The organism is Delftia sp. UME58 (assembly GCF_014170385.1).
Lineage (GTDB): Bacteria > Pseudomonadota > Gammaproteobacteria > Burkholderiales > Burkholderiaceae_C > Comamonas > Comamonas acidovorans.
On sequence record NZ_LZZV01000023.1, the window covers coordinates 24,914 to 50,544 of the forward strand.

Annotated in this window: 28 protein-coding genes and 2 tRNA genes; 13 read left to right on the forward strand and 17 right to left on the reverse strand. The window is 66.8% G+C overall.

Annotated elements, in window-relative coordinates:
* Genes A9976_RS09700 through radC form a run of 3 tightly spaced genes read right to left on the reverse strand, consistent with a single transcriptional unit; the run spans position 1 to position 2,244 of the window.
* Positions 1 to 993 carry a FecR domain-containing protein gene (locus A9976_RS09700; RefSeq protein WP_183018829.1) on the reverse strand — a complete coding sequence of 331 codons (993 nt, stop codon included), beginning with the start codon at positions 991 to 993 and terminating at the stop codon, positions 1 to 3.
* 8 nt (positions 994 to 1,001) lie between these two features.
* On the reverse strand, positions 1,002 to 1,514 hold the full coding sequence (locus A9976_RS09705) for a sigma-70 family RNA polymerase sigma factor (RefSeq protein ID WP_183018830.1): 513 nt from the start codon (positions 1,512 to 1,514) through the stop codon (positions 1,002 to 1,004).
* 49 nt (positions 1,515 to 1,563) lie between these two features.
* Positions 1,564 to 2,244: a RadC family protein gene (radC, locus tag A9976_RS09710; RefSeq protein ID WP_183018831.1), complete on the reverse strand. Its 681-nt coding sequence runs from the start codon at positions 2,242 to 2,244 to the stop codon at positions 1,564 to 1,566.
* Positions 2,245 to 2,341: 97 nt separating this feature from the next.
* On the opposite strand from radC, the gene A9976_RS09715 reads away from it, so the two are divergent.
* Both A9976_RS09715 and ispH read left to right on the forward strand, forming a co-directional pair.
* Positions 2,342 to 2,812, forward strand: coding sequence for a peptidylprolyl isomerase (locus A9976_RS09715; RefSeq protein ID WP_012203830.1), 471 nt, complete (start codon positions 2,342 to 2,344; stop codon positions 2,810 to 2,812).
* A gap of 1 nt (position 2,813) precedes the next feature.
* Positions 2,814 to 3,812 carry a 4-hydroxy-3-methylbut-2-enyl diphosphate reductase gene (ispH, locus tag A9976_RS09720; protein WP_183018832.1) on the forward strand — a complete coding sequence of 333 codons (999 nt, stop codon included), beginning with the start codon at positions 2,814 to 2,816 and terminating at the stop codon, positions 3,810 to 3,812.
* Between the two features lie 75 nt (positions 3,813 to 3,887).
* On the opposite strand, the gene A9976_RS09725 is transcribed toward ispH, so the two are convergent.
* Positions 3,888 to 4,586, reverse strand: a complete 699-nt coding sequence (locus tag A9976_RS09725) for an HPP family protein (RefSeq protein ID WP_183018833.1) — start codon at positions 4,584 to 4,586, stop codon at positions 3,888 to 3,890.
* 137 nt (positions 4,587 to 4,723) lie between these two features.
* Here A9976_RS09725 and serS point away from each other — a divergent pair, with 137 nt between their 5' ends.
* Positions 4,724 to 6,040: a serine--tRNA ligase gene (serS, locus tag A9976_RS09730; RefSeq protein ID WP_183018834.1), complete on the forward strand. Its 1,317-nt coding sequence runs from the start codon at positions 4,724 to 4,726 to the stop codon at positions 6,038 to 6,040.
* 33 nt (positions 6,041 to 6,073) lie between these two features.
* Positions 6,074 to 6,163, forward strand: a tRNA-Ser gene (locus tag A9976_RS09735).
* A gap of 134 nt (positions 6,164 to 6,297) precedes the next feature.
* Here A9976_RS09735 and A9976_RS09740 read toward each other — a convergent pair.
* The 6 genes from A9976_RS09740 to A9976_RS09765 all read right to left on the reverse strand — a co-directional run bounded on the left by A9976_RS09740 (position 6,298) and on the right by A9976_RS09765 (position 10,500).
* Positions 6,298 to 7,278: a hypothetical protein gene (locus A9976_RS09740; protein WP_183018835.1), complete on the reverse strand. Its 981-nt coding sequence runs from the start codon at positions 7,276 to 7,278 to the stop codon at positions 6,298 to 6,300.
* Positions 7,279 to 7,301: 23 nt separating this feature from the next.
* Positions 7,302 to 8,303: a hypothetical protein gene (locus A9976_RS09745; RefSeq protein ID WP_183018836.1), complete on the reverse strand. Its 1,002-nt coding sequence runs from the start codon at positions 8,301 to 8,303 to the stop codon at positions 7,302 to 7,304.
* Between the two features lie 431 nt (positions 8,304 to 8,734).
* Positions 8,735 to 9,016 (reverse strand): H-NS family nucleoid-associated regulatory protein, encoded by a 282-nt coding sequence (locus A9976_RS09750; protein ID WP_183018837.1) that lies wholly within the window; start codon positions 9,014 to 9,016, stop codon positions 8,735 to 8,737.
* Positions 9,017 to 9,150: 134 nt separating this feature from the next.
* A complete protein-coding gene (locus A9976_RS09755; RefSeq protein ID WP_183018838.1) occupies positions 9,151 to 9,510 on the reverse strand; it encodes a hypothetical protein in 360 nt (119 codons plus the stop codon).
* Between the two features lie 151 nt (positions 9,511 to 9,661).
* Entirely contained in the window at positions 9,662 to 10,015 is a 354-nt protein-coding gene (locus A9976_RS09760; protein WP_183018839.1) for a four-helix bundle copper-binding protein, read from the reverse strand.
* A 128-nt stretch (positions 10,016 to 10,143) separates the two neighbouring features.
* Positions 10,144 to 10,500 (reverse strand): PRC-barrel domain-containing protein, encoded by a 357-nt coding sequence (locus A9976_RS09765; RefSeq protein ID WP_183018840.1) that lies wholly within the window; start codon positions 10,498 to 10,500, stop codon positions 10,144 to 10,146.
* 400 nt (positions 10,501 to 10,900) lie between these two features.
* On the opposite strand from A9976_RS09765, the gene A9976_RS09770 reads away from it, so the two are divergent.
* Positions 10,901 to 11,269, forward strand: a complete 369-nt coding sequence (locus tag A9976_RS09770; protein WP_183018841.1) for a bacteriocin — start codon at positions 10,901 to 10,903, stop codon at positions 11,267 to 11,269.
* 99 nt (positions 11,270 to 11,368) lie between these two features.
* Positions 11,369 to 11,719, forward strand: coding sequence for a DUF1304 domain-containing protein (locus A9976_RS09775; RefSeq protein WP_183018842.1), 351 nt, complete (start codon positions 11,369 to 11,371; stop codon positions 11,717 to 11,719).
* A 527-nt stretch (positions 11,720 to 12,246) separates the two neighbouring features.
* Here A9976_RS09775 and A9976_RS09780 read toward each other — a convergent pair.
* Positions 12,247 to 12,633, reverse strand: a complete 387-nt coding sequence (locus A9976_RS09780) for a hypothetical protein (RefSeq protein WP_183018843.1) — start codon at positions 12,631 to 12,633, stop codon at positions 12,247 to 12,249.
* A 54-nt stretch (positions 12,634 to 12,687) separates the two neighbouring features.
* Positions 12,688 to 14,400, reverse strand: coding sequence for a 4-hydroxythreonine-4-phosphate dehydrogenase PdxA (gene pdxA / locus A9976_RS09785; RefSeq protein WP_183018844.1), 1,713 nt, complete (start codon positions 14,398 to 14,400; stop codon positions 12,688 to 12,690).
* Between the two features lie 138 nt (positions 14,401 to 14,538).
* Between pdxA and A9976_RS09790 the strand changes: the two genes are divergently transcribed.
* A complete protein-coding gene (locus A9976_RS09790) occupies positions 14,539 to 15,441 on the forward strand; it encodes a LysR family transcriptional regulator (RefSeq protein WP_183018845.1) in 903 nt (300 codons plus the stop codon).
* A gap of 17 nt (positions 15,442 to 15,458) precedes the next feature.
* Here the strand turns inward: A9976_RS09790 and A9976_RS09795 are convergent, their stop codons facing one another.
* A complete protein-coding gene (locus A9976_RS09795) occupies positions 15,459 to 16,370 on the reverse strand; it encodes a LysR family transcriptional regulator (RefSeq protein WP_183018846.1) in 912 nt (303 codons plus the stop codon).
* A 142-nt stretch (positions 16,371 to 16,512) separates the two neighbouring features.
* Here A9976_RS09795 and A9976_RS09800 point away from each other — a divergent pair, with 142 nt between their 5' ends.
* From A9976_RS09800 to A9976_RS09820, 5 genes are all read left to right on the forward strand, one after another.
* A complete protein-coding gene (locus A9976_RS09800) occupies positions 16,513 to 16,719 on the forward strand; it encodes a DUF3311 domain-containing protein (protein ID WP_183018847.1) in 207 nt (68 codons plus the stop codon).
* 13 nt (positions 16,720 to 16,732) lie between these two features.
* A complete protein-coding gene (locus A9976_RS09805) occupies positions 16,733 to 18,115 on the forward strand; it encodes a sodium:solute symporter (RefSeq protein ID WP_183018848.1) in 1,383 nt (460 codons plus the stop codon).
* A gap of 13 nt (positions 18,116 to 18,128) precedes the next feature.
* A complete protein-coding gene (locus A9976_RS09810) occupies positions 18,129 to 19,793 on the forward strand; it encodes an amidohydrolase (protein WP_183018849.1) in 1,665 nt (554 codons plus the stop codon).
* Positions 19,790 to 20,770 carry a GTP-binding protein gene (locus A9976_RS09815; protein ID WP_183018850.1) on the forward strand — a complete coding sequence of 327 codons (981 nt, stop codon included), beginning with the start codon at positions 19,790 to 19,792 and terminating at the stop codon, positions 20,768 to 20,770. Before A9976_RS09810 ends, A9976_RS09815 begins: the two co-directional genes overlap by 4 nt.
* Before the next feature lie 77 nt (positions 20,771 to 20,847).
* Positions 20,848 to 20,924: transfer RNA gene (locus A9976_RS09820), tRNA-Gln, on the forward strand.
* Between the two features lie 46 nt (positions 20,925 to 20,970).
* Here the strand turns inward: A9976_RS09820 and A9976_RS09825 are convergent.
* Positions 20,971 to 21,957, reverse strand: a complete 987-nt coding sequence (locus A9976_RS09825) for an NAD-dependent epimerase/dehydratase family protein (protein WP_183018851.1) — start codon at positions 21,955 to 21,957, stop codon at positions 20,971 to 20,973.
* A gap of 101 nt (positions 21,958 to 22,058) precedes the next feature.
* Between A9976_RS09825 and A9976_RS09830 the strand changes: the two genes are divergently transcribed.
* Complete coding sequence (locus tag A9976_RS09830) at positions 22,059 to 22,952, forward strand: LysR family transcriptional regulator (protein ID WP_183018852.1); 894 nt, start codon at positions 22,059 to 22,061, stop codon at positions 22,950 to 22,952.
* A 26-nt stretch (positions 22,953 to 22,978) separates the two neighbouring features.
* On the opposite strand, the gene A9976_RS09835 is transcribed toward A9976_RS09830, so the two are convergent.
* From A9976_RS09835 to A9976_RS09845, 3 genes are all read right to left on the reverse strand, one after another.
* Positions 22,979 to 23,188: a hypothetical protein gene (locus A9976_RS09835; RefSeq protein ID WP_259649158.1), complete on the reverse strand. Its 210-nt coding sequence runs from the start codon at positions 23,186 to 23,188 to the stop codon at positions 22,979 to 22,981.
* Between the two features lie 237 nt (positions 23,189 to 23,425).
* Positions 23,426 to 24,472, reverse strand: a complete 1,047-nt coding sequence (locus A9976_RS09840) for a YeiH family protein (RefSeq protein ID WP_183018854.1) — start codon at positions 24,470 to 24,472, stop codon at positions 23,426 to 23,428.
* Entirely contained in the window at positions 24,469 to 25,443 is a 975-nt protein-coding gene (locus A9976_RS09845; RefSeq protein WP_183018855.1) for a bifunctional enoyl-CoA hydratase/phosphate acetyltransferase, read from the reverse strand. The genes A9976_RS09840 and A9976_RS09845 overlap by 4 nt, the downstream gene beginning before the upstream one ends.
* Positions 25,444 to 25,631 lie beyond the last annotated feature (188 nt).

The following is a 25,631-nucleotide window of genomic DNA, read 5'->3' on the forward strand; positions in this document are numbered from 1 at the left end:
TCAAGCGGACCGGTCTCGCACGTCGATCACCGTCAGCCAGTCCCCCCAGCGGCGCACGCTGACGGGATGGGTGTCCACCAGGTCCTGCAGCACCTGGTCGGGCCGGGCCAGCTGGAACACGCCGAAGATCCGCAGGCGCGCGGCCTCGGGGCTGATGCGGATGATGCCGGCCTGGTAGGGCCGCAGCGCTTCGATCACCTCGCCCAGCGGCTGGTCGCGCACGTCGATGACGCCGTCGGCCCAGGCGGCCGGCGCCAGGTGGGCGGTGTCCTGCGTGCGGATGCCGTCGGCGTCGATCCAGGCGCTGCGGCCCTCCTGCAGCCGGTGCTGCCGGCCGTTCAGGCTGGTGAGCAGCACGCTGTGCTCCAGCACATGCACCAGGGTGCTGCCTTCTGCCTGGCGCACCATGAAGCGCGTGCCCAGCGCCTGGGCCGTGCCCTGGGCGCTTTGCACGACGAACGGGCGCAGCGGCTGGCCCGGCGCGCTGGCAGCCACCTGCGCCAGCAGCGCGCCTTCGCGCAGGCGCACCAGGCGGCGGGTGTCGCTGTAGGCAATGTCGGCGGCCGAGCGGGCATCCAGTTCGATCTCGCTGCCGTCCGGCAGCCGGTGGTGGCTGCGCTGGCCGGTGCCCGTGCGCAGGTCGGCGGCCAGCGTGGTCAGCGGTGTTTGCCGGTGCACCAGCCAGGCCGTGGCAGTGCTGGCCAGCAGGGCGGCCAACCCACCGCGCAACAGGCCGCGCCTGCGCGCGGCCTTCGGGATGGGCGCCACCAGCGCCTGCAGGCCCAGGGCCGCCGTGCCCCCGCCCTGCCGGCGCAACTGCACAAGGGCGGGCTCCACCCCGGCGGACAGGCGCTGCCGCACCATGGCCCAGGCCCGGGCATGGGCGGGCGACTGGCGCAGCCAGTGGGCGAAGGCGCGGCGGTCGTCATCGCTGGCGTGGCCTGAGTCCAGGCGCACCAGCCAGTCGATGGCCTGATCGGTGGCGGCATCCATGCAGGCGATCAGCCGGGGCAGGCCTGCGGCGAGAGGTACAGGTGCACCAGGGCCTGCTTCATGTAGCGCTCCACCGTGGCAATGGACACGCCCATGGCTTCGGCGATCTCGGCATGCTTGAGGCCGTCGAGCCGGCGCAGCAAGAAGGCCTGCCGCACCTTCGGGGGCAGGCCGTCCAGCCATTGGTCCAGGGCCTCGATGGCTTCGCGCACCAGGGCGTAGTCCTCGGGCGAGGGCGCCACTTCCTCGGGCAGCGTGGCCAGCGCATCGAGCCAGGCCTGCTCCAGCTCGCGCCTGCGCCAGAAGTTGTAGAGCACCCGCTGGGCCAGCGTGGTCAGGTAGGCGCGCGGCTCCTGGATGGCATGGGCCTGCCGGGACGCCACCACGCGCTCGAAGGTGTCATGCGCCAGGTCCTCGGCCTGGTGGGAATTGCCCAGCTTGCGCCGCAGCCAGCCGTGCAGCCAGTCATGGTGGGCGACGTAGAGCGTGTGCACCGGGTCGGCGGTGGACGGGGAGGGCATGGTGCAGCGGCTTTGCAAATGAGAATTTTTCTCATTTTACAGAGTCTGCCTACAGCAGCCCCTCGCCGGCCATGGACAGCGAGGCACCGGGCGCCACGATCACATGGTCCAGCACCTGGATGTCCACCAGGCCCAGGGCGGCCTGCAGGCTCTGCGTGACGGCCCTGTCCGCGGCGCTGGCCTGGACATGGCCGCTGGGATGGTTGTGGGCCAGGATGACGGCGCCCGCATGGTGGTGCAGGGCGCGCAGCACCACCTCCCGGGGGTAGACGCTGGTGCGCGTGAGCGTGCCCCGGAACATTTCCTCCAGCGCGATCAGCCGGTGCTGGTTGTCCAGGAACAGCACGGCGAAGACCTCATGCTGGCGCGCCGCCAGGTGCAGCTGCAGGTAGCGCGCCACGGCCTCGGGCGAGGCCAGGGCCGGGCGCTCGCGCAGTTGCTCGGCCATGGCGCGGCGCGCCAGTTCGAGCACGGCCAGGAGTTGCGCGCACTTGGAAGGCCCCAGCCCCTTGATGGCCCTCAGGTCCGCGTGCCCGGCCTGCAGCAGCCCGGACAGGCCGGCCCGGCCGGGCAGCTGCAGCAGTTCCTGGGCCAGTTGCAGCACGCCCTTGCCGGCCATGCCGGTGCGCAGCACGATGGCCAGCAGTTCGATGTCGGAAAGCGCCGAGGGGCCGTGTGCCGCGAGCTTTTCGCGCGGCTGGGCCTGGGCGGGCAGGTCTTTGAGAGCCATGGTTCAGCCAGGTGGGGGGCGCCGCAGGGACACCGTTGCACGGGGCGTGGGGGCATGGATGTTTTTCTACAATACGGGCCAGTTTATCGGGACTTCCATGACCTCTAGCGCTTCTTCCTCGGCCCTCCCCACGGTCCAGACCGGCTCGTTCCTCACGCTGCACTACCGCCTGTCCGGTCCTGCAGGCGATGTGATCAACACCTTCAACGACAAGCCCGCCACGCTGTCCCTGGGCGCGGGCGAGCTGTCGCCCGCCGTCGAGCAACGGCTGCTGGGCCTTGCCGAAGGCACGCGCACCACGTTCGAGATGCCGGCCGGCGAAGCCTTTGGCGAGCGCAACGGCGACATGATGCAGTGGGTGGCGCGCAAGCTGATGAACGAGCTGGGCGACCCGCACGAGCAGTACGCGCCCGGCGACGTGGTGCAGTTCCCCACGCCCGACGGCCTGGGCAGCTACGCGGGTGCCGTGGTGCAGGTGCGCGAGGACGGCGCCGTGCTGTTCGACTTCAACCACCCGCTGGCGGGCCAGCCGGTGACCTTCGAAGTGCAGATCATCGGGGTGCTCTGAGGTGCTGGATTCGACCTCGCCCCAGGAAATCCTGCTGGCCGAGCCCCGGGGCTTCTGTGCCGGCGTGGACCGCGCCATCGAGATCGTGGAGCGTGCGCTGGCCAAGTTCGGCGCGCCCATCTACGTGCGCCACGAGATCGTGCACAACACCTTCGTGGTCAACGATCTCAAGGCCAAGGGCGCGATCTTCATCGAGGAGCTGGACGACGTTCCGCCCGGCTCCACCCTGGTGTTCAGCGCCCACGGCGTGAGCCGGGCGGTGCAGGACGAGGCGCGGCGGCGCGGTTTCTCCATCTTCGACGCCACCTGTCCGCTGGTGACCAAGGTGCATGTGGAAGTGGCCAAGCTCGCCAAGGAAGGCTACGAGTTCCTGATGATCGGCCACAAGGGGCATCCCGAGGTCGAGGGCACCATGGGCCAGCTGTCCGAGGGCATCCACTTGGTCGAGGACGAGGCCGATGTGGCCCGCGTCAACCCCCGCCAGACCGAGAAGCTGGCCGTGGTCACGCAGACCACGCTGTCGGTGGACGATGCCGCAGGCATCACGGCGGCCATCCGCGCCCGCTTTCCGCAGGTGCGCGAGCCCAAGCAGCAGGACATCTGCTATGCCACGCAAAACCGGCAGGACGCCGTCAAGGTGCTGGCGCCGCAGGTGGATGTGCTCATCGTCGTGGGCAGCCCCACCAGCTCCAACAGCAACCGCCTGCGCGAGCTGGCCGCGCGCCTGGGAACCCCCGCCTACATGGTGGACAACGCGGGCGAGCTGCGCGAGGAATGGTTTGCCAATGCCGGGCGCGTGGGCCTGACGGCCGGCGCCTCCGCCCCCGAGGTGCTGGTGGACGAGGTCATACAGCGCCTGCGCCAGCTGGGTGCGCTGTCGGTGCGCAAGATGGATGGCATCGAGGAGACGGTCAAGTTCCCGCTGCCCAAGGGCCTGAAGATCGACGCGGCCACGGGCCTGGAGATCTCCGTGGGCAAGCAGCCCGAGACGGGCGGCTGAACCGCAGGCGCAGCGGACATTGGCCAAAAGCAAACGGGCGCCGGGCGCCCGTTTTGCATGGTGGGGCCGAAAGCCTCAGCTCCACAGATCCAGCGGAGGATCGGAGGCCACGGCGCGCAGGATGTCGGTGCGGCTGATGAAGCCTGCCAGCAGGCCTTGTTCATCGGTCACGGGCAGGCCCGGCAGGCCGGTCTCCAGCAGCACGCCGGCCACGCGGCGCAGGTCGGTGGTGGTGGCCACCGTGGGGATGGGGGAGATCATGACCTCGTTCACGGGCCGGCGCGCCAGGGCAATGGCGTCCTTGATCGCACCGGGCTCGGGCAGCAGGTCCAGCGGCGCCATGTCGGCACGCAGCAGCAGTCCGACCACGCGGCCACCGGCATCCAGCACGGGCGCCTGGGCCACGCCATGCTCGGCCAGCACGCGCCAGGCGTCGTTGACACCGGCCTCGGGCGATACCGTCACGGCCTCGTGGCTCATCACGTCGGCCACGGTCTGCAGGGGCTGGCGTGGCTGGCTGGGGCCTTTTTCCGTGGAAAGGTAGGCATCGACGGCGCCGCGGCTGCGCGGGGCCGGCTCCGGCGCGCTGGCCGGCTGGCCCGCGAGGTCGGCCAGGATGGCGGGGAACGAGGCGGCGGCGTCGCCCGCCATCACATCGGCCGAGCGTGTGCGCAGGGCCTGCGGCCGCTGCACGCGGCGCACGGGCGCCACCTGGCCCAGCCGCTCGGCGGGACCGCGAAACATCTGTCCGTTGGGACCGAAGACAAAAAACATGGGTGCTCCCGGGTGCGCAAACCGCTGTGGGCGGCATATTGGAAGTATCGGCGCTGGCGCGGGATTTCTGTAGCGGCAAGACCCCCAACGCCCAGGGGCGGGCGCTGCCATGGCGATACCGCCTAAAATTGCCGGCTATGCTCGATATCCTTCTTCTTCGCAAAGACCTTGACTCGGCCGTCGCACGGCTGGAGACCCGCAAAAAGCCCCAGGCCTTCCTGAATGTGGAGGCCTTCCAGTCCCTGGAAGCAGAGCGCAAGTCCCTGCAGACGCGGACCGAGGAGCTGCAGTCCAAGCGCAACCAGCTGTCCAAGCAGATCGGCATGCTGATGGGCAAGGGCGAGAAGGACGCTGCCGAGGCCGCCAAGGCCGAAGTCGGCAGCCTCAAGACCGAGCTGGACCAGTCGGCCACGCGCCTGGAGCAGATCCAGGGCGAGCTGCAGACCATGCTTCTGGCCGTGCCCAACCTGCCGCACGACAGCGTGCCCGTCGGTGCGGACGAAAGCGGCAATGTGGAGGCGCGCCGCTGGGGCACGCCCAGGGCCTTTGATTTCGAGGTCAAGGACCATGTGGATGTGGGCCAGCCGCTGGGCCTGGACTTCGACATGGGCGTCAAGCTGTCGGGCTCGCGCTTCACCGTGATGAAGGGCCCGATCGCCCGCCTGCACCGCGCCCTGGCGCAGTTCATGATCGACCTGCAGACCGACTCGCATGGCTACACCGAGTGCTATGTGCCCTACGCCGTCAATGCCGACTCGCTCAAGGGCACGGGCCAGTTGCCCAAGTTCGAGGGCGACCTGTTCGCCGCCAAGAAGGGCGGCCAGGACGGCGAACCCGTGCCCGACAACGCGGCGCTCTACCTGATTCCCACGGCCGAGGTGCCGCTGACCAACTTCGTGCGCGACGTGGTCGTGGCCGAGGACCAGCTGCCCATCAAGCTCACGGCCCACAGCCCCTGCTTCCGCTCCGAGGCCGGCAGCTATGGCCGCGACACGCGCGGCATGATCCGCCAGCACCAGTTCGACAAGGTCGAGATGGTGCAGATCGTGCATCCGGAAAAGAGCTACGAGGCGCTGGAAGAGATGACCGGCCATGCCGAGGCCGTGCTGCAGAAGCTGGGCCTGCCCTACCGCGTGATGAGCCTGTGCACGGGCGACATGGGCTTTGGCGCGGCCAAGACCTATGACCTGGAAGTCTGGCTGCCTGCGCAGAACACCTACCGCGAGATCAGCTCGGTCTCCAACTGCGAGGCCTTCCAGGCACGCCGCCTGCAGGCACGCTTCAAGAACGCCCAGGGCAAGAACGAGCTGGTGCACACCCTCAACGGTTCCGGCCTGGCCGTGGGCCGCACGCTGGTGGCTGTGCTGGAGAACTACCAGAACGCCGATGGTTCGGTGACCATCCCCGAGGCGCTGCGTCCTTACATGGGCGGACAGGCTTTGCTGAAGGCCTGAATTTTTAGGCTATAATTTCAGCTTCGACGCTGCGGAGAGGTGGCAGAGTGGTCGATTGTACCTGACTCGAAATCAGGCGTACGTGCGAACGTACCGAGGGTTCGAATCCCTCCCTCTCCGCCAGAAACATGAAACCCAGTGCTGTGAAAGCGGCACTGGGTTTTTCTGTTTCTGGCGTGCCGGTGGCCGCCTGCAATGGGAAGGCCCTGCCCGGTTGCTTGCTTGCATTCGTGCCTGGCAAGTGCGCCATGCTCCGCTCAGGCCGCACGCCGCTTCCAAATCACCCCGTCCACTAGGTAGTGGTGAAAAGCAAGGGTGAAGTGCGCTATCAGCACGGCAGGCAGCCCCAGCCAGAGCAGTTGCGTGCCTGCCCAGTCGATGGCCAGGTAGAGCATCGAGCCCAGTGCCACGCACACACCACCATATCGGGCAGCGTTCTTCCACAGGCCGGTCTCCGAAGCCTTGTCGGCTTGTGCGTGTCGTTCGCGGCGGATGTTCTGCACCCAGACGAATAGCAGGTATTGCAGGTTGTGCCACAGATTGATCAGGAGCCAACCGAGCGTGATGTCGGTGATCCAGATGTAGGCCAAGAAGCAGGTGAATGCATGCGAGACCACAAAGCCATCGTGACGCCAATCGATGTTTCCCGTCAGAGCCAGGCGAGCCTGTCGCCATAGCCAGCACGCGCTGCAAGCGATGGCCGCAACGCCCATCGCATTGGCCGCCTGGGCAGGTACGGCGGGCAGTTGGATGGGGTAGCCCAGAAAGGTCTCGGGCGCCTGGGCGCAGCGGGCAAGCAGCCCCCACGCGGCAATGAGGTAGATGAGGGCTTCGGCGAGCCTGTCCGGTCGCAAGGGATGCATCCCTGAACGCCGATAGGCCCTGGCGATGCCGAAGGACTGCCTCGCCACGTGATAGCTTTGCGCGCAGAAATATAGCGTGAACAGCCCGGCGACCTCGAATGCCAGCACGGTCGCCACCACACCCCCGAGCACGATCACGGGCAGGCCAAAGATCAGGAAGCGATGGCGCCGGATATCGGCCATGCTGGCTCCGATCCGGGTAAAGGTGGCCATGACATGAGGATTGGCCAGAAGCCAGGTATCCACCAGCACGATGGCGAGCAGCATGGCAGGCGATATCGAAGCCATGGCCGCCATGCCGAGGGCCACTGCCAGCGTGCCGGCAATGAACAGGCTGTCGAATCCTGGATGCCGTGCCAGCAGGCCGGCACGCATGGCGTTTGCGTGTGGCAGGGGAGTCATGTGACGATGGGTGGCCGGATCTGCGGCCGGGGCGACCCGAGCGGTGCGGGCTTTGGCGGGATGGTGAAAACGGTTTCCGGGCGCAAATAGCGCTCGGTGCCATCCTTGAGCCTGTCAAGCGCCTGCATGCGGGCAGCGGCGAAGCGTGACTCGAGCGTCAGCCGGCTTGACATGCCAGACAGGCCCGTTGCCGGCAGGCGCTGGTAAGGGTCATAGACCTCACTGATCTCGCAGGGGTAGCAGCGATTGCCTGCGTCGAGTTGGCTTGCCACAGAAATTTTGTAGACAACGCCTTCGGTTTGATCTGGAGCGATGGGAAAGGTGAAGGTCAATTCGGAAAATATGGAATCCTTCGTCGTATCGCTTGCAAGCTTGAATCCGGCAGCGCTGTATGCGTCGATGATCGTAGTCTTCAGACTTGACGGTTCAATGCCGACAAATGAGTTGTCGTATAGGTTTCTTTCTCCTCGCCAACGGTTCTGGTAGTTGAATCCAAACTCCGCGTCCATGGATTTTCGCCCGAGATCGTGAATGTCGGCATAGGCTTGATCGATGGCCGAAAATACCTGGCGACTCAGGTCGTACTGAAGCATCCACGAAGAAGATTGAAGGCTGGGGAGATCGGGAATCATGGTCAACCGCAAGAAGCAGTTGGCGCACCTCCTGCTCTTGTCGAGGTTCTCGTCCACGCGTAGCACCACATCAATGCGCTGAATTTTTCCTCCCGTCGCCAAGGAGTAGAAGAATTTGTATTGCGCTGTTCCATCCTTCGATTTTTCAATGGCCGTATGGGAGAACCGGGCGCGTTCAAAAGAACTGATCACCAGTTTTCTGAAATCATCCACCTTGATGCCACGATAAATGGCGACTGGAAAAGCATTGGGCGATGTTCTTTCGTGAAGCATGATCGGTGATTGGATGTTCTGCCCTGGGGCACCATGGACCATGGTCATCCAAAATAAAGCGATCATCACCAGTGTTTTTGATCCGTCAAACATGATGTTTCTTTGGTGCAGTATTCATAATGATCGCTGAAGCCGCGCGACGTGGGCCAAGTTGCATGAGATCAGATCTGCTGCGCAAAGGCATTCTCAATTCTGGGGTTCATCACCAATGCATTCAGAGGAATCTGCCTCTTGAAACCACAAAGGCTGCTTACCATACCAGCAAATGCATGGTTTCAGCAGTTGTGGTGCATGGCAGTCCCGCTCAATGCCGCCGAGGCTTGTGGCCCGAGTCGCCGCCCACTGGGCCAATGGGCAGTGGCCTCCTGGCTTTCGGCGTGGACTCCTGGCAGGAGGATTTTGCCAACGGCCCTCTGAGCTGCTCGAGGCTCTGCTGCCTTTGCAGAACGGTGGTGCAACTCCGGCCTGTGCTGAGGCAGCAGGGCGTTGCGGCCATAAAAAAGGCCCGCATTGGCGGGCCGTGCTCAGATCTCGAGGGCCTTGCGGTCCTTGCCTTCAATCCAGCGCGGCGGTTTGCCCCGGCCGGTCCAGGTGGCGCCGGTGGCGGGGTCGCGGTATTTGGGCACGCCAATGCTGGCGGATTTGGCCTTGCCAGCGCCGAAGATGTCATCCTGGGTCAATCCGAACTCCTCGACGAGTCCGCGGACCGTGGAGATGACTCCGCCTTTTTCCGCCTTCAGGGTTGCGGCGATCTTTGCCTCAAGCTCGGCCTTTTGCTGGAGGAGGGTTTTGTAATCTGCTGTCATGTATTCCTCATGGATAGTGTGCTACACAATGACGCATTCTATGGAGACAAGGCTGATGTCGCAGGTGGGACATCGTTGGTGTTTGCACCTAGCCTCTGCGCCGCCTGTCCCCATGCGCTGGGCGCGAATCGGGCCTATGCCTCGGCAAATTCGCGCCTGGCGCTGAAGTGCAGGATTTCGGAATCCTGCGCTCCCCCCTGTCTTTGAATGACGATGGTGCCGTTGGCATGCAGATAGATGCGGATGCCCGGCAGGGTGTCCGAATCCAGATGGCAAGGGCTTTTGTCCAGGTTTTTCCAGCCATGTTCTGCACACAGCGTGCGTTGCCGCATGCGGTTGAGCAATTCCCGGCGAGCGCCGGCGCCTTCGCAGATGCGCATCCAGAGCAGCAACAGCATGTCGTGTGCCTCCTGGCGGGATGAGCAGGGAGGCATGTGCTTCAACTGGTTCAGCAGGTTGACGAACCGTTCCTCTGCGCTGATTTCGAGTGCCATGCTTGCCTCCTGTGTGCCTGGATATGCATCAAAGTGTAGGCAGGCCCGGTTCTGCGAAGGCGCGGCGTTTGGCGACAGCGCCGGTGGCGTTTTTTCCTGCGTGTTTGCAGGATTTCTGCCTGGCCGCCTGTCGTGACAACGACGCGTGGCGTCAGTGCGACTGCATGCCCATGAGATTGCACGACATGGCGCATTGCTGACAGGCCGCCGCGCAGGTCTGGCAATGGTCGTGGGAATGCTTGCTGCATTCATCGGCGCAGGCCTGGCAGATCTGGGCGCACAGGCGGCAGATGGCAGGCGCATGCGGACTCTGGCGCGCCATTGCGGCCACGGCCAGTTCGCAGATCCGGGCGCACTCCAGGTCCTGGGCAATGCAGGCGGCCATCATCCGGACGTCTGTTTCCTTCAGGCAGGCGGCCGCGCAGGTATCGCAGGCAATGACGCAGGCCTGGCAGGCGTCCATGCAGGCCTTGTAGTCGATGGCAGGTAGGGTGGTGGTATTCATGGCAGTTCTCCAGGAATGAGGGGGTGAAGTCGCGCAGGGCGTTCTTCCATGGCCATTCGTCGGCAGCTATCCGCACCAAAGAAAACGCCCCGCGAACGGGGCCGTGTCAAAGACCGCAAGGCCTGGATTTACAGGTAGGGCACGCCGTAGTAGTCGTTCACGCGGCGGCCATATTCATCGGTGTAGTCCGGGGCGGTATCGCGCTCGTAGCGTGGAGCGTTGTCCAGCTGCTCACGCGTCAGCGACACCACGTAGCCGTTCATGTTGGGCTCGTACTTGAGGGATTCCCAGGGCAGGGGATAGCGTTCCGTGCCGATGCCCAGGAAGCCGCCGAATTCCATGACGGCGTAGCGCACCTTGCCGGACAGCTTGTCGATCATCAGCGTGTCTATGCTGCCCAGCTTGTCGCCTGCGGGGTTGTAGACATTGGTGCCGCTGACGGTTTCGGAAGAAATGACGCTCGATGCGGTGTTGGGTGTGACCATGATGTTCTCCGGTGAGTGGGTTTGTGCTGGCACGCCGACGCGATGCGTCTGGCGGCTGGGCGATGCGACGTTGAAAAAGGCGCGGGACGCGGACCTTCGAAAACCTGTGCATCGCCTGGCGAGGTCGAAGCCTGTGTGCTTCTGGGTTCCAGCTTAGGACCGCAATGGCGTGCTCCGGGTAGTCGGTGCGCCGCGACCGGCGTAGGAAGGTCCTTGGGCGTCGGAGGCCAGGTCCTACGAGGCCTTGTAGTCATGGTCTGCGCAGCTGCGGCCCTTGGCTGACGCGGCGGCGCAGCCTGGACCGGCGTCGGCCTGGCGGGCACAGGCGTACAACAAGGTTGCAAGAGGGATGCGGCGGATGCAGTCCCGCATCCACGTTCCATCCCCGAAGGAGAGTCCCATGAATGCAAGCAACAAGCCATCCATCCCGCCGGTGTCTGCAGACGCGGTGGAGGACGAAGACCTGGCCGAACAGGCAAGACCGGGCCACGGAGTACCTTCCCAGGACCCCGATGCAGCTGCCCAGTACCAACTGTCGCCAGAGGATGCGCAGCGCGAGTCGCGCTCGGTGTTCATCGGCGGTGGCGTACTGGCCGGTGCCGCTGCCGGCGCTGCCGCCGGTGCGGTCATCGCCGGACCGGTGGGCGTGGTGGTGGGCGGTACCGTGGGCAGCGTGGCCGGTGCGCTGGGCGGTGCGGCCGCAGGTGCCGTGGCACCGGCAGAGAGCGCGCAAAAGCCCGTGCCACCCGACAGCAAGTCTTCCGGGTGACAGGTGCGGGAGGTGGCAGGCCGTGTGTGGCGCGACGGCCATGGACGGCGGCGGGCGCATCCCGTATACAGGGGCCTGTCCACTTTCTTCTCACCCCAGATGGCCAACGTTCTCATAGGCATCGTCGCCGCAATCCATGTCTACATCCTCGTGCTGGAGATGTTTCTCTGGGACAGGCCGGCTGGCCGGAAGGCCTTTGCACTGACGCCGGAATTTGCGCAACAGACCCGGACGCTGGCCGCCAATCAGGGCCTGTACAACGGCTTTCTCGCCGCCGGGCTGATCTGGGGCCTGGCGCAGGGCGCCGATGGCCTGGCCTTCAAATACTTCTTTCTTCTTTGCGTGCTGGTGGCTGGCCTGTATGGCGCCGCCACGGCCAGCCGCAAGATCCTCTGGGTGCAGGCGGTGCCGGCCGCCGCCTCGCTGCTTGCGTTGTACTTCGGCCTGTGAGGGCGCTCGGGGCGAACTCGCCGTAGTTCAGCGTCTCGCGCCGGCAGTCCAGGCGCTGGTCGATTTCGCTGGCGCGCTGGCGGCCGTGGCCGGCTTTATTCATCGGATGCCAAGCCAACTGGCCAAAACAACTGATCAAAAGACTTCGGAAATGGCTGGCTCCATGCAGCCATTCATTCGACTCTGAAAATGCAAGCGGCGCCATTGAAGGCTTTCCACATGCCAATGGAGCGCTGGCTGCGGTGGGGCATTCAGGATGAATGTCATCGTTCACCAGACGACATGATTGGCCAGTAGGGCTGGCACGCTTGCGGAGCGTACAGAAGCCTTGGCGCGGCCTGGTTGCTGTCTGGAGTTCTCGAATTGCCGGGATGGCGGCCATCAGGGCATGCAACCAGGAATTTTCTTGATATTGATGGTGTTTTGTATTTTCTATCGATAGAAAAAAATCATTTGCTCCAAGCGCTGTCAAAACCTGCCGGCTATTGGAAAACCTGGGTATTCATGCGATTGCTTTCCGGGGAAAATCAAGGAATGGCGCAAGTGGATTGCGCCAGGTTCTGATTGATTTTTTGGGTAGGCATCCGGGTGGATTCATTGACGCAGGCTGCAGCACTGCGCCAATGCAAGGGGCCGGAATCATTTGTCCTGTCTTCATGAACTCTCCGGCGCATCGCGGGCAAGGCCGACGCAGATACCGAGCATCCTGGCGGGCGCTCGCTGCGATGGCTTTGGCTGCCGTCGTGGCCTTGGTGGCGGGCCTGCATGCCTGCAGCGGGCCGCAGCGTTTGCAGGCGCAGGGCTGCCGCGTGGATGGCGTTGCGGGCGGCGCGTTGTTCATGGCCAAGAAGCGCCAATTCCATGTGTTGCAGCGGCTGAAAACGCACCGTCTGGCCGAGGCCGAACGGCAGCAAATGCTGCTGGCGCGGGATGCCGTGCGAGGCACGCGCGTGCTGGCCGGGCCAGCCTCAGTCCAGCAGCGCCTGTATGGCCTGCAACTGCGCCGCCAGCCCGGGCCGCGCGGCTGGAAAAGTCTCCTCGAAGGCGGCGGTGCCTACCGTGAAACCCGCGGCACCGCTGGCAAGCACGGCCGCGATGCGTTCGCTGCGATCAATGGAGCCGGCCACGACCACGGGTTTGTCCACCGCATCGCAGACCGCCTTGATCAGGGCCGGCACGTCGCCCCGGAATCGGTAGGCCAGCAGGTCCAGGCCATGAACGCCTTCCAGCCCCGCGATGCGGCGCGCGCTGGCCACGATGTCCTCGGCCGGCCCTGAAAGCACGCTCGGATGCCCGCTGATCCTGCCGGGGAACGGATAGTAGGCAATGCCGCTGCCGCGCAGCACGGGCAGCACCACCTCGGGGCGCGTGCCGCCCATGAGAACGTCCACCCCGAGCTCGACCGCCGCGCGGGCCGAAGCCACCTCGCTGGCCTCGTCCAGGCTGACGACTTCCAGATAGACCCTGGCACCGCCCGCGCGGATGTCCCGGGCCAGCTCGCGCAGCTGGGGCAGGGGCAGGCCTATATCCTTGAAGCCCACATGGCGCACGCCCTGGGCCAGCACTTCGCGCAGCCGCTCGCGCGCATCGGCAATGGTCTTGTCCTGCTGCGTGAGCATGAAGATGAAGTCCGGGCGCTGAGCCTGCCCGCAGACGCCGGAGCGGCCCGCCTGCACCAGGGCCGCTGCCTGGCGCAGCGCGCAGGCCAGGCTGGCATGGTCCGCACGGCCCGTGCCGGCGATGTCGAAGGCCGTGCCGTGGTCCACCGAGGTGCGCACGAAGGGCAGGCCCACGGTAATGTTCACGCCCTGCTCGACGCCCAGGTACTTCACGGGAATCAGCCCCTGGTCATGGTATTGGGCGACCACCACGTCGAACTCGCCCCGGCGTGCCCGCATGAAGACCGTGTCGCCCGGCCAGGGGCCGTTGGCGTCTATGCCTTCGGCCCGTGCGGCCGCAATGGCGGGGATGATGACCGAGCGGTCCTCGTCCCCGAACAGCCCGTTCTCGCCGGCATGCGGATTGAGGCCCGCCACGGCCACGCGGGGCCGGGCGATGCCGAACGCCCGGCAGGCCCGGTGCGCAAGGCGGATGGCACGCAGTTCGTTGTCCGGTGTGACTGCGGCAATGGCCTGCTGCAGCGGCACATGGATGGAGACCAGCAGCACCCGCAGCTCGTCATTGGCGAGCATCATGGCGAAGTCGCGCGTGCCCGAACGCTCTGCCAGCATCTCGGTGTGGCCGGGATGGGGGCAGCCCGCGGCGCGCAGCGCCTCCTTGTGGATGGGGGCGGTCACCAGGCCTGCGACTTCGCCGGCCAGGGCCAGGTCGATGCCGCGCTGTATGTAGGCATGGCAGGCGGCCCCGGCGCGCGCATCGATGCGGCCCCGGGCCAGGTCCGTGGGCAGCCGGTCCCCGGTCTGGAGCACGAAGAGGGTGGCGGGTGGCACGGTGGAGGGAACCTGGGCCGGCGTATCGATGGCGTGGATGCGCGGCTGCACGCCCAGGATGTCGGCGGCCCGCTGCAGTTGCCCCGTGTCGCCGATGACGAAAAAAGGTGCATGGGGCCGGTCAGGGTCCATGGCCAGTTTGACGATGATCTCGGGGCCTATGCCCGCGGGATCGCCCATGGTGATGGCCAGGGGGGCGGTGGCGATGGCGGGGGCTTCGTTCATGGTCATTGCTGAAAGCTCAATCGATAGAGGTACTTTGCATGAAAATTGCATTGCAAAAAATCGATATGGATTCAGTATTAGGTTGATCAAAAGTCAATTGAAAACTCTCCTCACTCCCTTTCCCCGATGTCGCCCTCCCGTCCCATGCCACCACCCACCCGTATGCCGCCGCTGTCCGCCCTGCGTGCCTTCGAGGCCACGGTGCGCCACGGCAGCGTTTCCAAGGCCGCGCGCGAGCTGCACCTGACCGACGGCGCCGTGAGCCGCGCCGTGCGCGACATGGAAGAGGCGCTGGGCTTTGCGCTGTTCCAGCGCAGCAACCGCAGCATCATTGCCTCCCCCACGGCGCGTGTGCTGGCCGAGGAGGTGGCCCTGGCGCTGGAGCGCCTGCGCGGCGCGCTGGGCCGCGCGCGGCAGGCCGCCGGGCCGGACCGGCCGCTGGTGCTGTCCTGCGAGCCCACCTTTCTGATGCGCTGGCTGATTCCCCGCCTGGGTGGTTTGCAGGAAGCGATCGGCACGCAGCGCGAGCTGCGCCTGGTATCGGCCGGCGGCTCGGTGCCCTTTGCGCGCGAGGGCATCGATCTGGCCATACGCCGCGCGGATTTCGACATGGGCAGCGATGTGCTGGCCGAGCCCTTTCTGCAGGAGCACGTGGGTCCCGTCTGCCGGCCTGCACTTGCGAAGACGCTGGCACGCTCCGGGCCGCTGGGCGGCGTGCTGCTGCACACAGGATCGCGCCCGGACGCATGGCGGCATTGGAGCGAGCTGACCGGCGTGCCGCTGCAGCCCAGGCGCGAGGCCCGCTTCGAGCATTTCTACCTGAGCCTGCAGGCCGCCGTTGCCGGGGCGGGCATTGCCATCGGGCCACGGGCGCTGGTGGCCGACGATCTGGCCAGCGGCACCCTGTGCGCGCCGCGCGGCTTTGTGGCAGACGGCTCTCACTACGTGCTCATGTCACCCAGGCCGGTGCATGACGAGGCCCGCTTCGCCCTGGTGCTGGACTGGCTGCGCACGCAGACATTGCCGCTGGCGCAGGCCGATGCCTGACTTCAGCCTGCCCGGCCTCACTGATCGTGCTCTGACAGCTCCCGCCAGTGCGTGCGGGTGAATGCATAGACGGTTTCCAGCGCCGGTGACAGGCTGCGCGCGCCCATGCGCGCCATGGCGTAGCGGCCGCAGCGCCGGGGATCGGCGGGCAGGGGCACTTCGGCCATGGCGCCGCTGGCGCGCTCCTGGCGCGTGATGGACAGCACGCCGAACAGCAAGGTGTCCGTGGCCAGGGTCACGCTGCGCAGCAGTTCCAGGTCGTTGCAGTGCAGGGTGAACAGCTTGTCGGGCTCGGCGCCCTGGTCCCACAGCTCGGCCAGCTGCCGCGCCATGGCCGTGCTCAGCGTGGTGGTGGCCAGGGGGTAGCGGAGGATCTCGTCCATGCGGGGGTTTTGCAGCACGGGGTGGCCCGCGCGGCAGACCAGGCCGGCGGGCAGCTCGCCCAGCAGCTCCATGTCCACGTCATCGGCGGCGCGCAGCACATAGGCGTCGCCGACGATGGCGTCTATCGACTCATTGCGCAGCAACTCCAGCAGCGCGCTGGTGGCGCCCATCTCGGTGCGCACCTTGATGCGCGGATGCGCCTGCGCCATGTGGATCAGAAAGGGCTTGAGCAGCAGCGCTGCCGGGGCCGGCGCCACGCCAATGGCCAGTGCGCCCTCCTGGCCGCCGCGCAGCAGCTCCAGGTCGCGCCGCAGCTGGGTTTCCTCCAGCCGCATGCGGCGTGCGCGCTCGGCCACCAGTTCGCCGAAGACCGTCAGCCGGGCGCGCCGCGCCCCCCGGTCGAACAGCTGTGCCCGGAGCTCGTCTTCCAGCGCGCGGATGCTGCGGCTCAGCGCCGGCTGGGTCAGGTGCACGGCGCGCGCCGCGTCCGAAAAAGTGCCGTGCTCGACGATGGCCAGCAAGTGCCGCAGCTTCTGGGTATCCATGCGCAGTCCTCATGGTTTGTTGACAGATTTCTCATTTGAATTATAGGTAGGCGTTTCCTAAGATCGCATCCATGGACATTGAAACGTCCTATAGAGCGGCCGCAACCGCCAACTCTTTCATCGGAGCAAAAGGAGACAAACCATGCTCAAGCTGTTCATCGGCATAGGCATCCCGTACATCGCGGTGATCGGCCTGCTTCCCTGGGTCGCGTCGGTCGATCGCCATCTGCTCGGCGTGCCCTTCATCTACCTGTGGATCTTCGTGTGGTTCGTGCTGACCTCGTTGTGCATGCTCGTGTGCTGGCTGGTGTTCGACCGCCACGAAGCCGACGACGTGCAGTCGGCCTGAAGGGAGCGCTGCCATGACCACCGCAGTCTTTCTGGGCTTCATCGCACTGTCGCTGTACCTGGCCATCCGCTCGCGCACGGGCAAGGGTGCGCAAAGCGTGCATGACTTCTTCGTCGCCTCTCGCCAGTTCGGCGCCTACCTGGTGTTCTTCCTGGCTGCCGGCGAGATCTACAGCATCGGCACCATGGTCGGCTTTCCGGGCGGCATCTACGCCAAGGGGCCGACCTATGGCGTCTGGTTCCTGGGCTACATCCTGCTGGCCTATCCGCTGGGCTACTTCCTGGGCCCCATGATCTGGAAGGCAGGCCTGCGCCACAACGCCATCACCCTGCCGGACCTGTTCAAGGGCCACTTCGGCAGCCGCGCGCTGGAGCTGATCGTGGCCGGCTCGGCCATCCTGTTCCTGCTGCCCTGGGGCCAGCTGCAGTTCACGGGGCTGGTGGCGGCGCTCAAGGGGCTGGGCTGGAACTTCCAGCCGCTGCACCTGCTGCTGATCTCGGCGGGCCTGGCCTTCACCTACATCGCCATCTCGGGCGTGCGTGCCTCGGCCTACATCGCCATCCTCAAGGACATCCTCATGGTGGTGGCCATCATCGCCACGGGCGTGGCCGTGGGCTGGCACGCCGGGGTGGGCGATGTGTTCGCCGCCGCCAGCGCCAAGGTCAGCAACCACATGACCGATACGCAGCTGCGCTTTTCCATGAGCACCATGCTGTTCCAGGCGCTGGGCTTCTACATGATGCCGTTCGCCGTGCAGAACTTCTTCACGGCCAAGAGTTCGCACACCATCCGCCGCACCCAGATCGCCATGCCGCTGTACATGCTGATGTACCCGTTCCTGGTGCTGGCCTCGTACTACGCCATCAGCCAGAACCTGGAACTGGCATCGCCCAACGAGGCCTTCTTCGCCGCTGCCGTGCGCCTGCTGCCCGACTGGCTGCTGGGCCTGGTGGCGGCCGGCGCCGCGCTGTCGGGCCTGCTGGTGCTGGCGGGCATCTGTCTGGCCATCGGCCCCATCGTGGCGCGCAACCTGCTGCCCGGCCTGCCCGAGGCCAAGCAAAAGCAGGGCGCCAAGGTGGTGATCGTCATCTACCTGGTGCTGTCCATCGTGATGACGCTGCTCACCCCCAACCTGATGCTGACCCTGATCAACACCACCTACTACGGCGTGACGCAGTTCTTCCCGGGAATGATGGCCATCCTGTTTGGCTGGCGCATCCGGCCCCTGGCCATTGCCCTGGGCATCGTCTGCGGGCAGGCGCTGGCCATCGTGCTGTACCTGCAGCAACCGGACTTCGGTGGCATCAACCTGGGCTTCATCAGCCTGGCGCTGAACCTGCTGGTCACGGCCATCGTCCACTGCCTGCCGCGTGCGGCACACGTCAAGACCGCCTGAGGGAAGCATCCCCATGAACCACGAAACCAGCGGGCGCGTGCGCATCTTCGCGGCGCGCACCATCCTTACCATGGACCCGGCCCGGCCGCAGGCCACCCACGTGGCCGTGCGGGGCAGCACGGTGCTGGCGGTGGGCGGGGAGGCCGAGATGGCCGCCTGGCCCGATGCCGAACGCATCGACCGCCTGCGCGGCAAGGTGCTCATGCCCGGCCTGATCGAGGCCCACAGCCACCTGATGGAAGGCGCCATGTGGGATGCGGTCTACCTGGGCTACTTTGACCGCCGCGATCCCGACGGCCGCCTGTGGCCCGGCCTGCGCACGCTGGAGGCCGTGCTGGCCCGCCTGGCCGAGGCCGAGCGCGCGCTGCCCGATGCGCAGGCCACGCTGCTGGCCTGGGGGTTCGATCCCATCCTCTTCGGCAGCGCCCGGCTGTCGGTGCGCGAGCTGGACCGCGTCTCGCGCAGGCGGCCCATCGTCATCCTGCATGCCAGCGTGCACCTGATGAACGTGAACTCGGCCATGCTGGCCCTGGCCGGCATCGACGAGGACACCGACATCGACGGCATCCACAGGGACGCCGAAGGCCAGCCCACGGGCGAGCTTCAGGAGTTTGCCGCCATGTACCCCGTGCAGAAGGTGATCGGCAGCGCGCTCTCCCTGGCCGCAGCCGAGCAGCGCGAGGCGATCTGGAAGTTCGGCCGCGTGGCCCAGCTCGCGGGCGTGACCACGGCCACCGACCTGGTCAGCGATCTCTCTCCCCGGGGCCTGGCCGCGCTGCGCGAGGTGACGGGCGACGCGGCCTATCCGCTGCGCATCGTCCCGGCCTTTGCGCCGCAGCGCAACCCGGAAGGCGGCGCCGCGCGCGTGCACGCCGCTGCCGCATCGACGGCCAGCGACAAGCTGCAGTTCGGCCCCGTCAAGTTCATCGTGGACGGCTCCATCCAGGGCTTCACCGCGCGCCTGCGCGCCCCCGGCTACGCGGGCGGGCAGCCCAACGGCCTGTGGCTGATTCCGCCGTCGCAGCTGCCCGCGCTGTTCGAGCCCTTCCACCTGGCCGGGCTGCAACTGCATATCCACACCAACGGAGACGAGGCCACCGAGGTGGTGCTGGATGTGATCGAGGACCTGCTGGCCAGGCACCCGCGCGCCGACCATCGCCACACCCTGCAGCACTGCCAGCTGGCCGACAGCGCCCAGCTGGAACGCGCTGCGCGCCTGGGGCTGTGCGTCAACTTCTTCTCCAACCATCTCTATTACTGGGGCGATGCCCATGCCGGGCAGACCGTGGGCATCGAGTGGGCGTCACGCATGAATGCGGCGGGCACGGCACGGCGCCTGGGCATGGACTTTTCCATGCATTCCGATGCGCCCATCACCCCCATCAATCCCTTGTTCACCGCCTGGTGCGCCGTGCAGCGCGAAACCGCTTCAGGCCGCGTGCTGGGCGAGGCCGAGCGCCTTTCGGTGGACGATGCCTTGCACGCCATCACCATGGGCGCGGCGCGCACCCTCAGGCAGGAGCAGCGCGTGGGCAGCATCGAGCCCGGCAAGCTGGCGGACTTCGCCGTGCTGGAGGACGATCCCCGCGCGGTGGCGCCCGCCGCCCTCAAGGACGTGAAGGTCTGGGGCACCGTGCTGGGCGGGCGCATCTTCCCCGCGCCCGGGTCCCGGCCATGAGCACGCCGGCCGCCGCGGCGCAGCGGGCGCCCATTCCCATGGTCGTCGTGGGCGGCTACCTGGGCGCAGGCAAGACCACCTTGCTCAACCGGCTGCTGGAGCGCGCCGATGGCCTGCGCGTGGCCGTGCTGGTCAACGACTTCGGCGAGATCAACATCGACGCCGCCCTGATCCGCACGCGCAGCAGCGACGTGCTGCAGCTGGAGAACGGCTGCATCTGCTGCTCCATCGGCGGGCGGCTGGCCGAGGCCCTGGCCGCCGTGGGCGCGCGGCCCGACCGCCCGGACCTGCTGGTCATCGAGTGCAGCGGCGTCTCCGATCCCGTGCGCATCGCCCAGGTCGGCATGCTCGACCCCGCGCTGCAGCTCAACGCCATCCTGGTGGTCGTGGATGCCCAGGGCCTCGATGAGCAACTGCGCGACCCGCTGGTCGGAGACATGGTTCGCCGCCAGATCTCCGGTGCGACGGCGCTGGTGCTGACCAAGACGGATCTGGCCGGCGCATATGCCACCGAAAAGGTGGCCGCGCGCGTGGCTGGCATGGCGCCCGGTGCCGTGGTGCTGGCGGCCCGCCATGGCCAGATACCCCTGGCCGTGTTCCTTGATGCGGCTGCCGCGCCACGCCGCCCGCAAGGCCTGCTGCAAGCGGGGGGCTCCTGGAAAAGCCAGGCCGGGGATACGGCCGGCTTGGCCGATGTGGGCAGCTTTTCCTACGCAACGCGTGGCTGCTTTGACCGGCAGCGATTGCGGCAGGCTCTGCGTACGCTGCCTGTCCCGCTGTTGAGGGCCAAGGGCATCGTGCGGCTGGGCGGGCAGGACAGCGCCCAGGAAATCCACGTGGTGGGTGGGCGCTTGCGCATTGCCAGCCTGCCTGGGGCCGGGGTCTCGGAGTCCGTGTTCGTCTTCATCGGTTGTTTCACGGCGATGGGGCGGGAGGCGATACTTCGCTGTCTTGAGGGAGCCCTGGCTGCGCAATGAAGACATCTTTGGCTGAGTCGAAATTTTTGGAGTTTTGGATTTCGGGCCAAAAAAACGTATTAGAATTTACGTCTTCTAGGGGAGTCGCCAAGTTGGTAAAGGCACCGGATTTTGATTCCGGCATGCGAGGGTTCGAGTCCTTCCTCCCCTGCCAGATAGACAAAGGCCCTGACAGTTCTGCTGTCAGGGCCTTTTTGTTTTCAGGCCGTGGCCTGCTGCGGGCTGGCGTTCACACCTGAGCCCGCACCCGCCATGGCGGCGTCCAGCGTGGCGCGTATGCCCTGGGCGTAGGGCGTCTTGGCGATGGGGCCCAGCAGGGCGTGCAGGGCCGAGTCGTCCATGATCAGCGGATCGGTCAGCAGGTAGTGCATCTCGGCCAGTTCGCGCATCAAGGGGCTGAACAGGCCGGCCAGGCGCAGCGCGGTCCTTCCCGCGACGCGCAGTTTCAGCGGCCTGCCGCTCAGGCGTTCGATCTCCAAGACGATGTCGCGCTGCGTGGTCACCCCCGCGCCAGCCAGGTGCCAGACCCTGCCGAATGCCTGCGGCGTGTCGATGATGCGCGCGACGACGGGGCCCACATCAGGCACGTAGACAAACTCGTGCGGCCGGTCCAGCGGGCCGATCATGTCGGCCCGGCCGCCGTGGGCCGCCGCCTCGAAGGCGCCGTGCAGCAGGCTGTTGTGCACTCCGGGGCCGTAGAAGTCGGGCAGGCGCAACACGGTGGCCTCGATGCGGCCCTGCGCATGGGCCTGCAGCAGCAGGTCCTCCTGGGCTTTGCGCATGCGGCCCTTGAAGGTATGGGGCTCGCGCGGATGGTCTTCTTCCACGGCAAGGGTGCGGGCCTTGCCGTAGGGATAGACGGTGCCGATCAGCACGACGCGGCGCACGCCCGCGGCAATGGCGCCTTCCAGCGTCTTGCGCATCAGCTCGGGATGCAATTCAAACTGCCAGTAGTTCACGCCCACCAGGTAGACCAGCGTGTCCACGCCGTGGGCGGCAGCCTCGATGGAGCCGGCGCTGTCCGGGTTCCAGGTGGCGATCTCGGCCAGGGGATCGGCGCCGAAGGTCTGGCGCAGGCTGGCTGCGTTGCGGCCGACCACGCGATAGGCGCGGCCCTGTTGTCTGAGCGCGGCGGCCAGGCTCTGGCCGATGGCGCCTGCAGCGCCGAAAAGTGCAATGGATGGCATGGGGCGGGTCCTGTGGTGACCACGCCAGTGTCCGCAACACGCTGCAAAAGGAAAATTGCCTAGAATCTTCTGGTGTCCATGCATAAATGAATGGATCAGAGATGTCGGAACCCCACTGGGAGTGGTATCGCAGCTTTTTGCAGGTGCTGGAGTCCGGGTCGCTGTCGGCGGCGGGCCGGGCCATGGGCTTGGCGCAGCCTACCGTGGGCCGGCACATTGACGGGCTGGAGTCGGCGCTGGGCCTGCAACTGTTCACCCGTTCGTCCGATGGCTTCGCGCCCACGGAAGCGGCCTACGAGCTTCAGCCCTATGCCGCCAGCATGGCAGCGACGGCGGCCGCGCTGCGCCGCGTGGCGGCCAGCCATGGCTCGGGCGTGCGTGGCACGGTGCGGCTGACGGCCAGCGAGGTGGTGGGGGTGGAGGTGCTGCCGCCTGTGCTTGCGCAATTGCGCGCGGCGCACCCTGAGCTGGCCATCGAACTGGTGCTGTCCAACGCGGTGGACGACCTGCTGCGCCGCGAGGCCGATGTGGCCGTGCGCATGTTCCGGCCGCAGCAGGAGGCGCTGGTGGCACGCCATATCGGGGCCATCGAGCTGGGGCTGCATGCCCATGAGAGCTATCTGGCCAGACATGGCGTGCCGGATTCGCTGGAGGACCTGGCCGGGCATTCGCTCATCGGCTTCGACCATGAGAACGCCTTCATCCGCAGGTTTCAGCAGCAGTTTCCGATGTTCACGCGCGAGGCCATGGCGCTGCGCTCGGACAGCGACCTGGCACAGCTGGGCGCCATCCGCGCCGGCTTTGGCATCGGCATCTGCCAGTCGGCGCTGGCGGCCAGGGACCCGGGCCTGGTGCGGGTGCTGCCGCAGGCATTCTCATGGAAGCTCGATACCTGGGTGGCCATGCATGAGGACCTGCGCAAGAGCGAGCGCTGCGCCGTGGTCTTCAAGGCTGTGGCCCAGGCGCTGACGGCCTATGCCAGAGGCGGTGCCTGACGCGCGGCACCCAGGGGAACTTGTGTTCAGCCGGCGTGCAGCAGGCAGGAGCGAGCGAGATGGCGCAGCGTGGACTTTCTGCGCTGGGTGGCGACAAAGGCCTGGCAGTTGTGGGCGGTGTAGGCGGCCATGACCACGGTCAGGCTGACGACGGCCCACAGCGGAATGGGCAGCAGGGAATCCAGCAGCACCGCGCACACGGCCAGCATCACCAGGCAGGGCAGCAGCCGCAGCAAGGCGGCTTGCCGGGGTTGCTGCCTGCGCAGAAGGGTGAGGACTTGGGTGGCGGTAAGCCTGCGGAATCTGCCGGCTTGCTTGCGAAAAACGTTCACGGCGCGGTGGGTCGTTGAGGTGGATCAAAAATTTGTGTGCGAATGTATCATCCTGGTGCATGCCCATCAAGCGATGTGTGGCGGCGCCATGACAAAGGCCCGCGCAAGGCGGGCCTCTACCAGCGAGGGCCTGTGCAGGCGTCAGCGCATCTCGATCTCGATGGCGATCAGCACAAAGGCCGCCATCCACAGCGTCTCCACCACCAGCAGTGCAAAAGGCCGCCAGCCGGCCTGCGCCAGTTGCTGGAACGAGGTCTTCAGGCCCAGGGCCGCAATGGCCAGCACCAGGCAGTTGCGCGAGAGGTCGCTCAACTGGTGCTGCAGGCCTGGCGGCACCCAGCCCAGCGAGTTGATGGCCACCAGCGCGACGAACACCCACAGGAACCAGGGCACCAGGCCCGGCTTCTTGCCGTGGTGCTGCTCGGCCGCAGCCTCGCGCTGGCGCTTGAACAGGGCCGAGACCATGACCACCACCACGGCCAGCATGGACACGCGGAACAGCTTGACGATGGTGGCGTAGTCGCCCGTGGCCTGGTCGATGGTGTAGCCCGCGCCCACCACCTGGGCCACGTCGTGGATGGTGCCGCCGATGAACAGGCCCGCCAGCTCGGGCGGCAGGTGCAGGGCGCGCGCCACCAGCGGGTACAGCACCATGGCGGCCGTGGACAGCACCGTGACCGTGACCACCACGGTGAGCGTGAAGCGGTCGCTGTCCTTGTCGCGCGGCAGCACCGAGGAGATGGCCAGCGCGGCCGAGGCGCCGCAGATGGCCACCGCGCCGCCCGACAGCACGCCCTGCGGGCGCGTCAGGCCCAGGCGCCGGCCCAGCAGCGTGCCGCACAGCAGCGTGGTGACCACGGCGGCGATGACGATCAGCGCCGTGGTCCAGCCCAGGCCCGCGATCTGCGTGGCTGTGATGCGCGCGCCCAGCAGGCCCACGCCCAGGCGCAGCACGCCGCGTGCGCAGAACTCGATGCCGGGCTTGGCGCGCGCGTCCTGGCTCAGGAAGTGGAAGGCCACGCCGAAGAACAGCGCGAACAGCAGCTGCGGCCCGCCGTGCAGGGTGGAGACGAAGGTGGCTGCCAGCGCAATCACGCCCGACAGGCCCGTGCCGGGCAGGAGCTTCAGCCATTGCAGCATGCGCGGCACGGACGGCTGTGCTGCCAAAGGGGCTTGGACCTGGCTCATGGCTGCTCCTTGCCGCCCGCCGCATCGGCCAGCACGGCCAGCGCGCAGGAGGCGATGCGGCTGGCCACCGAGTCCGAACGGCTGGTCAGCACGATGGGCACGCGCATGCCCAGCACCAGGCCCGCGCATTCGGCGTCGGCCATGTAGACCAGCTGCTTGTAGATCATGTTGCCTGCCTCCAGGCTGGGCACCAGCAGCACGTCGGGCTGGCCGGCCACATCGGAGACGATGCCCTTGTGATGCGCCGAGCGCAGCGAGATGGCGTTGTCGTAGGCCAGCGGCCCGTCGAGGATGGCGCCGCTGATCTGCCCCCGGTCGGCCATCTTGCACAGCGCGGCCGCGTCGATGGTGCCGGGGATGGCGGGATTGACCGTCTCCACCGCCGAGAGCACGGCCACGCGCGGCCGGGCAATGCCGATGGCACGGGCCAGGTCGATGGCGTTCTGCGCAATGTCGCGCTTGTCCATCAGCGAGGGGAAGATGTTGACCACGCAGTCGGTCATCAGCAGCGGGCGCTCGAAGCCCGGCAGGTCCATCACGAACACATGGCTGGCGCGGCGGCTGCCGCGCAGGCCGGCCTCGCGCGCCACGGCGGCGCCCAGCAATTCGTCACTGTGCAGGCTGCCCTTCATCAGCGCGCGGGCCTGGCCGCTGCCGCACAGCGCCGCCGCTTGGGCCGCCGCCGCGCGTGGGTCGTCGGCTGTGGAGTGGATGGACGCTCCCGCCAGATCCAGCCCGGCTGCCTGGGCCGCCGCCCGGATGCGTGCCTCGGGGCCCACCAGCAGCGGCGTGATCAGGCCCGCCTGCGCGGCCTGCATGGCCGCCTGCAGCGAGCCTGCATCGCAGGGATAGGCCACGGCCACCGGAATGGGGCCTTGCGCCTTGGCCTGGTCCAGCAAGTGCTGGAGATGGGGACGGGGCGTGGCGGGCGCATCATCGGCGGCCACGGCGAGTGAAAGTGGGGGGACCATGAAAGCTCCTGCGGGAAAGTACAGGGCCCGGCGCGAGCAACGCAGGGAATCTGGGAATCGGCTTTCGAGGGCCTTGCGCTTCACCCAGGCGCATGAAACCGGCGCGGCCCATCCCAGGGACACCGAGGAAGGGCCGCCCCGCACCGAGGGTGTCGTCCCCCTCCCCCGCGCAGCGGGTAGAGAGGGGG

Bases quoted from the DNA above. Each gene is read 5' to 3' on its own strand.
- A9976_RS09700 (WP_183018829.1), bottom strand. From the start codon at position 993: ATGGATGCCGCCACCGATCAGGCCATCGACTGGCTGGTGCGCCTGGAC.
- A9976_RS09760 (WP_183018839.1), bottom strand. From the start codon at position 10,015: ATGAATACCACCACCCTACCTGCCATCGACTACAAGGCCTGCATGGAC.
- A9976_RS09830 (WP_183018852.1), top strand. From the start codon at position 22,059: ATGTCGGAACCCCACTGGGAGTGGTATCGCAGCTTTTTGCAGGTGCTG.
- A9976_RS09740 (WP_183018835.1), bottom strand. From the start codon at position 7,278: ATGCGTGCCGGCCTGCTGGCACGGCATCCAGGATTCGACAGCCTGTTC.
- A9976_RS09775 (WP_183018842.1), top strand. From the start codon at position 11,369: ATGGCCAACGTTCTCATAGGCATCGTCGCCGCAATCCATGTCTACATC.
- A9976_RS09755 (WP_183018838.1), bottom strand. From the start codon at position 9,510: ATGGCACTCGAAATCAGCGCAGAGGAACGGTTCGTCAACCTGCTGAAC.
- A9976_RS09725 (WP_183018833.1), bottom strand. From the start codon at position 4,586: ATGTTTTTTGTCTTCGGTCCCAACGGACAGATGTTTCGCGGTCCCGCC.
- A9976_RS09840 (WP_183018854.1), bottom strand. From the start codon at position 24,472: ATGAGCCAGGTCCAAGCCCCTTTGGCAGCACAGCCGTCCGTGCCGCGC.
- A9976_RS09715 (WP_012203830.1), top strand. From the start codon at position 2,342: ATGACCTCTAGCGCTTCTTCCTCGGCCCTCCCCACGGTCCAGACCGGC.
- A9976_RS09705 (WP_183018830.1), bottom strand. From the start codon at position 1,514: ATGCCCTCCCCGTCCACCGCCGACCCGGTGCACACGCTCTACGTCGCC.
- A9976_RS09745 (WP_183018836.1), bottom strand. From the start codon at position 8,303: ATGTTTGACGGATCAAAAACACTGGTGATGATCGCTTTATTTTGGATG.
- serS (WP_183018834.1), top strand. From the start codon at position 4,724: ATGCTCGATATCCTTCTTCTTCGCAAAGACCTTGACTCGGCCGTCGCA.
- A9976_RS09810 (WP_183018849.1), top strand. From the start codon at position 18,129: ATGAACCACGAAACCAGCGGGCGCGTGCGCATCTTCGCGGCGCGCACC.
- pdxA (WP_183018844.1), bottom strand. From the start codon at position 14,400: ATGACCATGAACGAAGCCCCCGCCATCGCCACCGCCCCCCTGGCCATC.
- A9976_RS09750 (WP_183018837.1), bottom strand. From the start codon at position 9,016: ATGACAGCAGATTACAAAACCCTCCTCCAGCAAAAGGCCGAGCTTGAG.
- A9976_RS09845 (WP_183018855.1), bottom strand. From the start codon at position 25,443: ATGGTCCCCCCACTTTCACTCGCCGTGGCCGCCGATGATGCGCCCGCC.
- A9976_RS09795 (WP_183018846.1), bottom strand. From the start codon at position 16,370: ATGGATACCCAGAAGCTGCGGCACTTGCTGGCCATCGTCGAGCACGGC.
- A9976_RS09790 (WP_183018845.1), top strand. From the start codon at position 14,539: ATGCCACCACCCACCCGTATGCCGCCGCTGTCCGCCCTGCGTGCCTTC.
- radC (WP_183018831.1), bottom strand. From the start codon at position 2,244: ATGGCTCTCAAAGACCTGCCCGCCCAGGCCCAGCCGCGCGAAAAGCTC.
- A9976_RS09765 (WP_183018840.1), bottom strand. From the start codon at position 10,500: ATGGTCACACCCAACACCGCATCGAGCGTCATTTCTTCCGAAACCGTC.
- A9976_RS09815 (WP_183018850.1), top strand. From the start codon at position 19,790: ATGAGCACGCCGGCCGCCGCGGCGCAGCGGGCGCCCATTCCCATGGTC.
- A9976_RS09825 (WP_183018851.1), bottom strand. From the start codon at position 21,957: ATGCCATCCATTGCACTTTTCGGCGCTGCAGGCGCCATCGGCCAGAGC.
- A9976_RS09800 (WP_183018847.1), top strand. From the start codon at position 16,513: ATGCTCAAGCTGTTCATCGGCATAGGCATCCCGTACATCGCGGTGATC.
- A9976_RS09805 (WP_183018848.1), top strand. From the start codon at position 16,733: ATGACCACCGCAGTCTTTCTGGGCTTCATCGCACTGTCGCTGTACCTG.
- A9976_RS09770 (WP_183018841.1), top strand. From the start codon at position 10,901: ATGAATGCAAGCAACAAGCCATCCATCCCGCCGGTGTCTGCAGACGCG.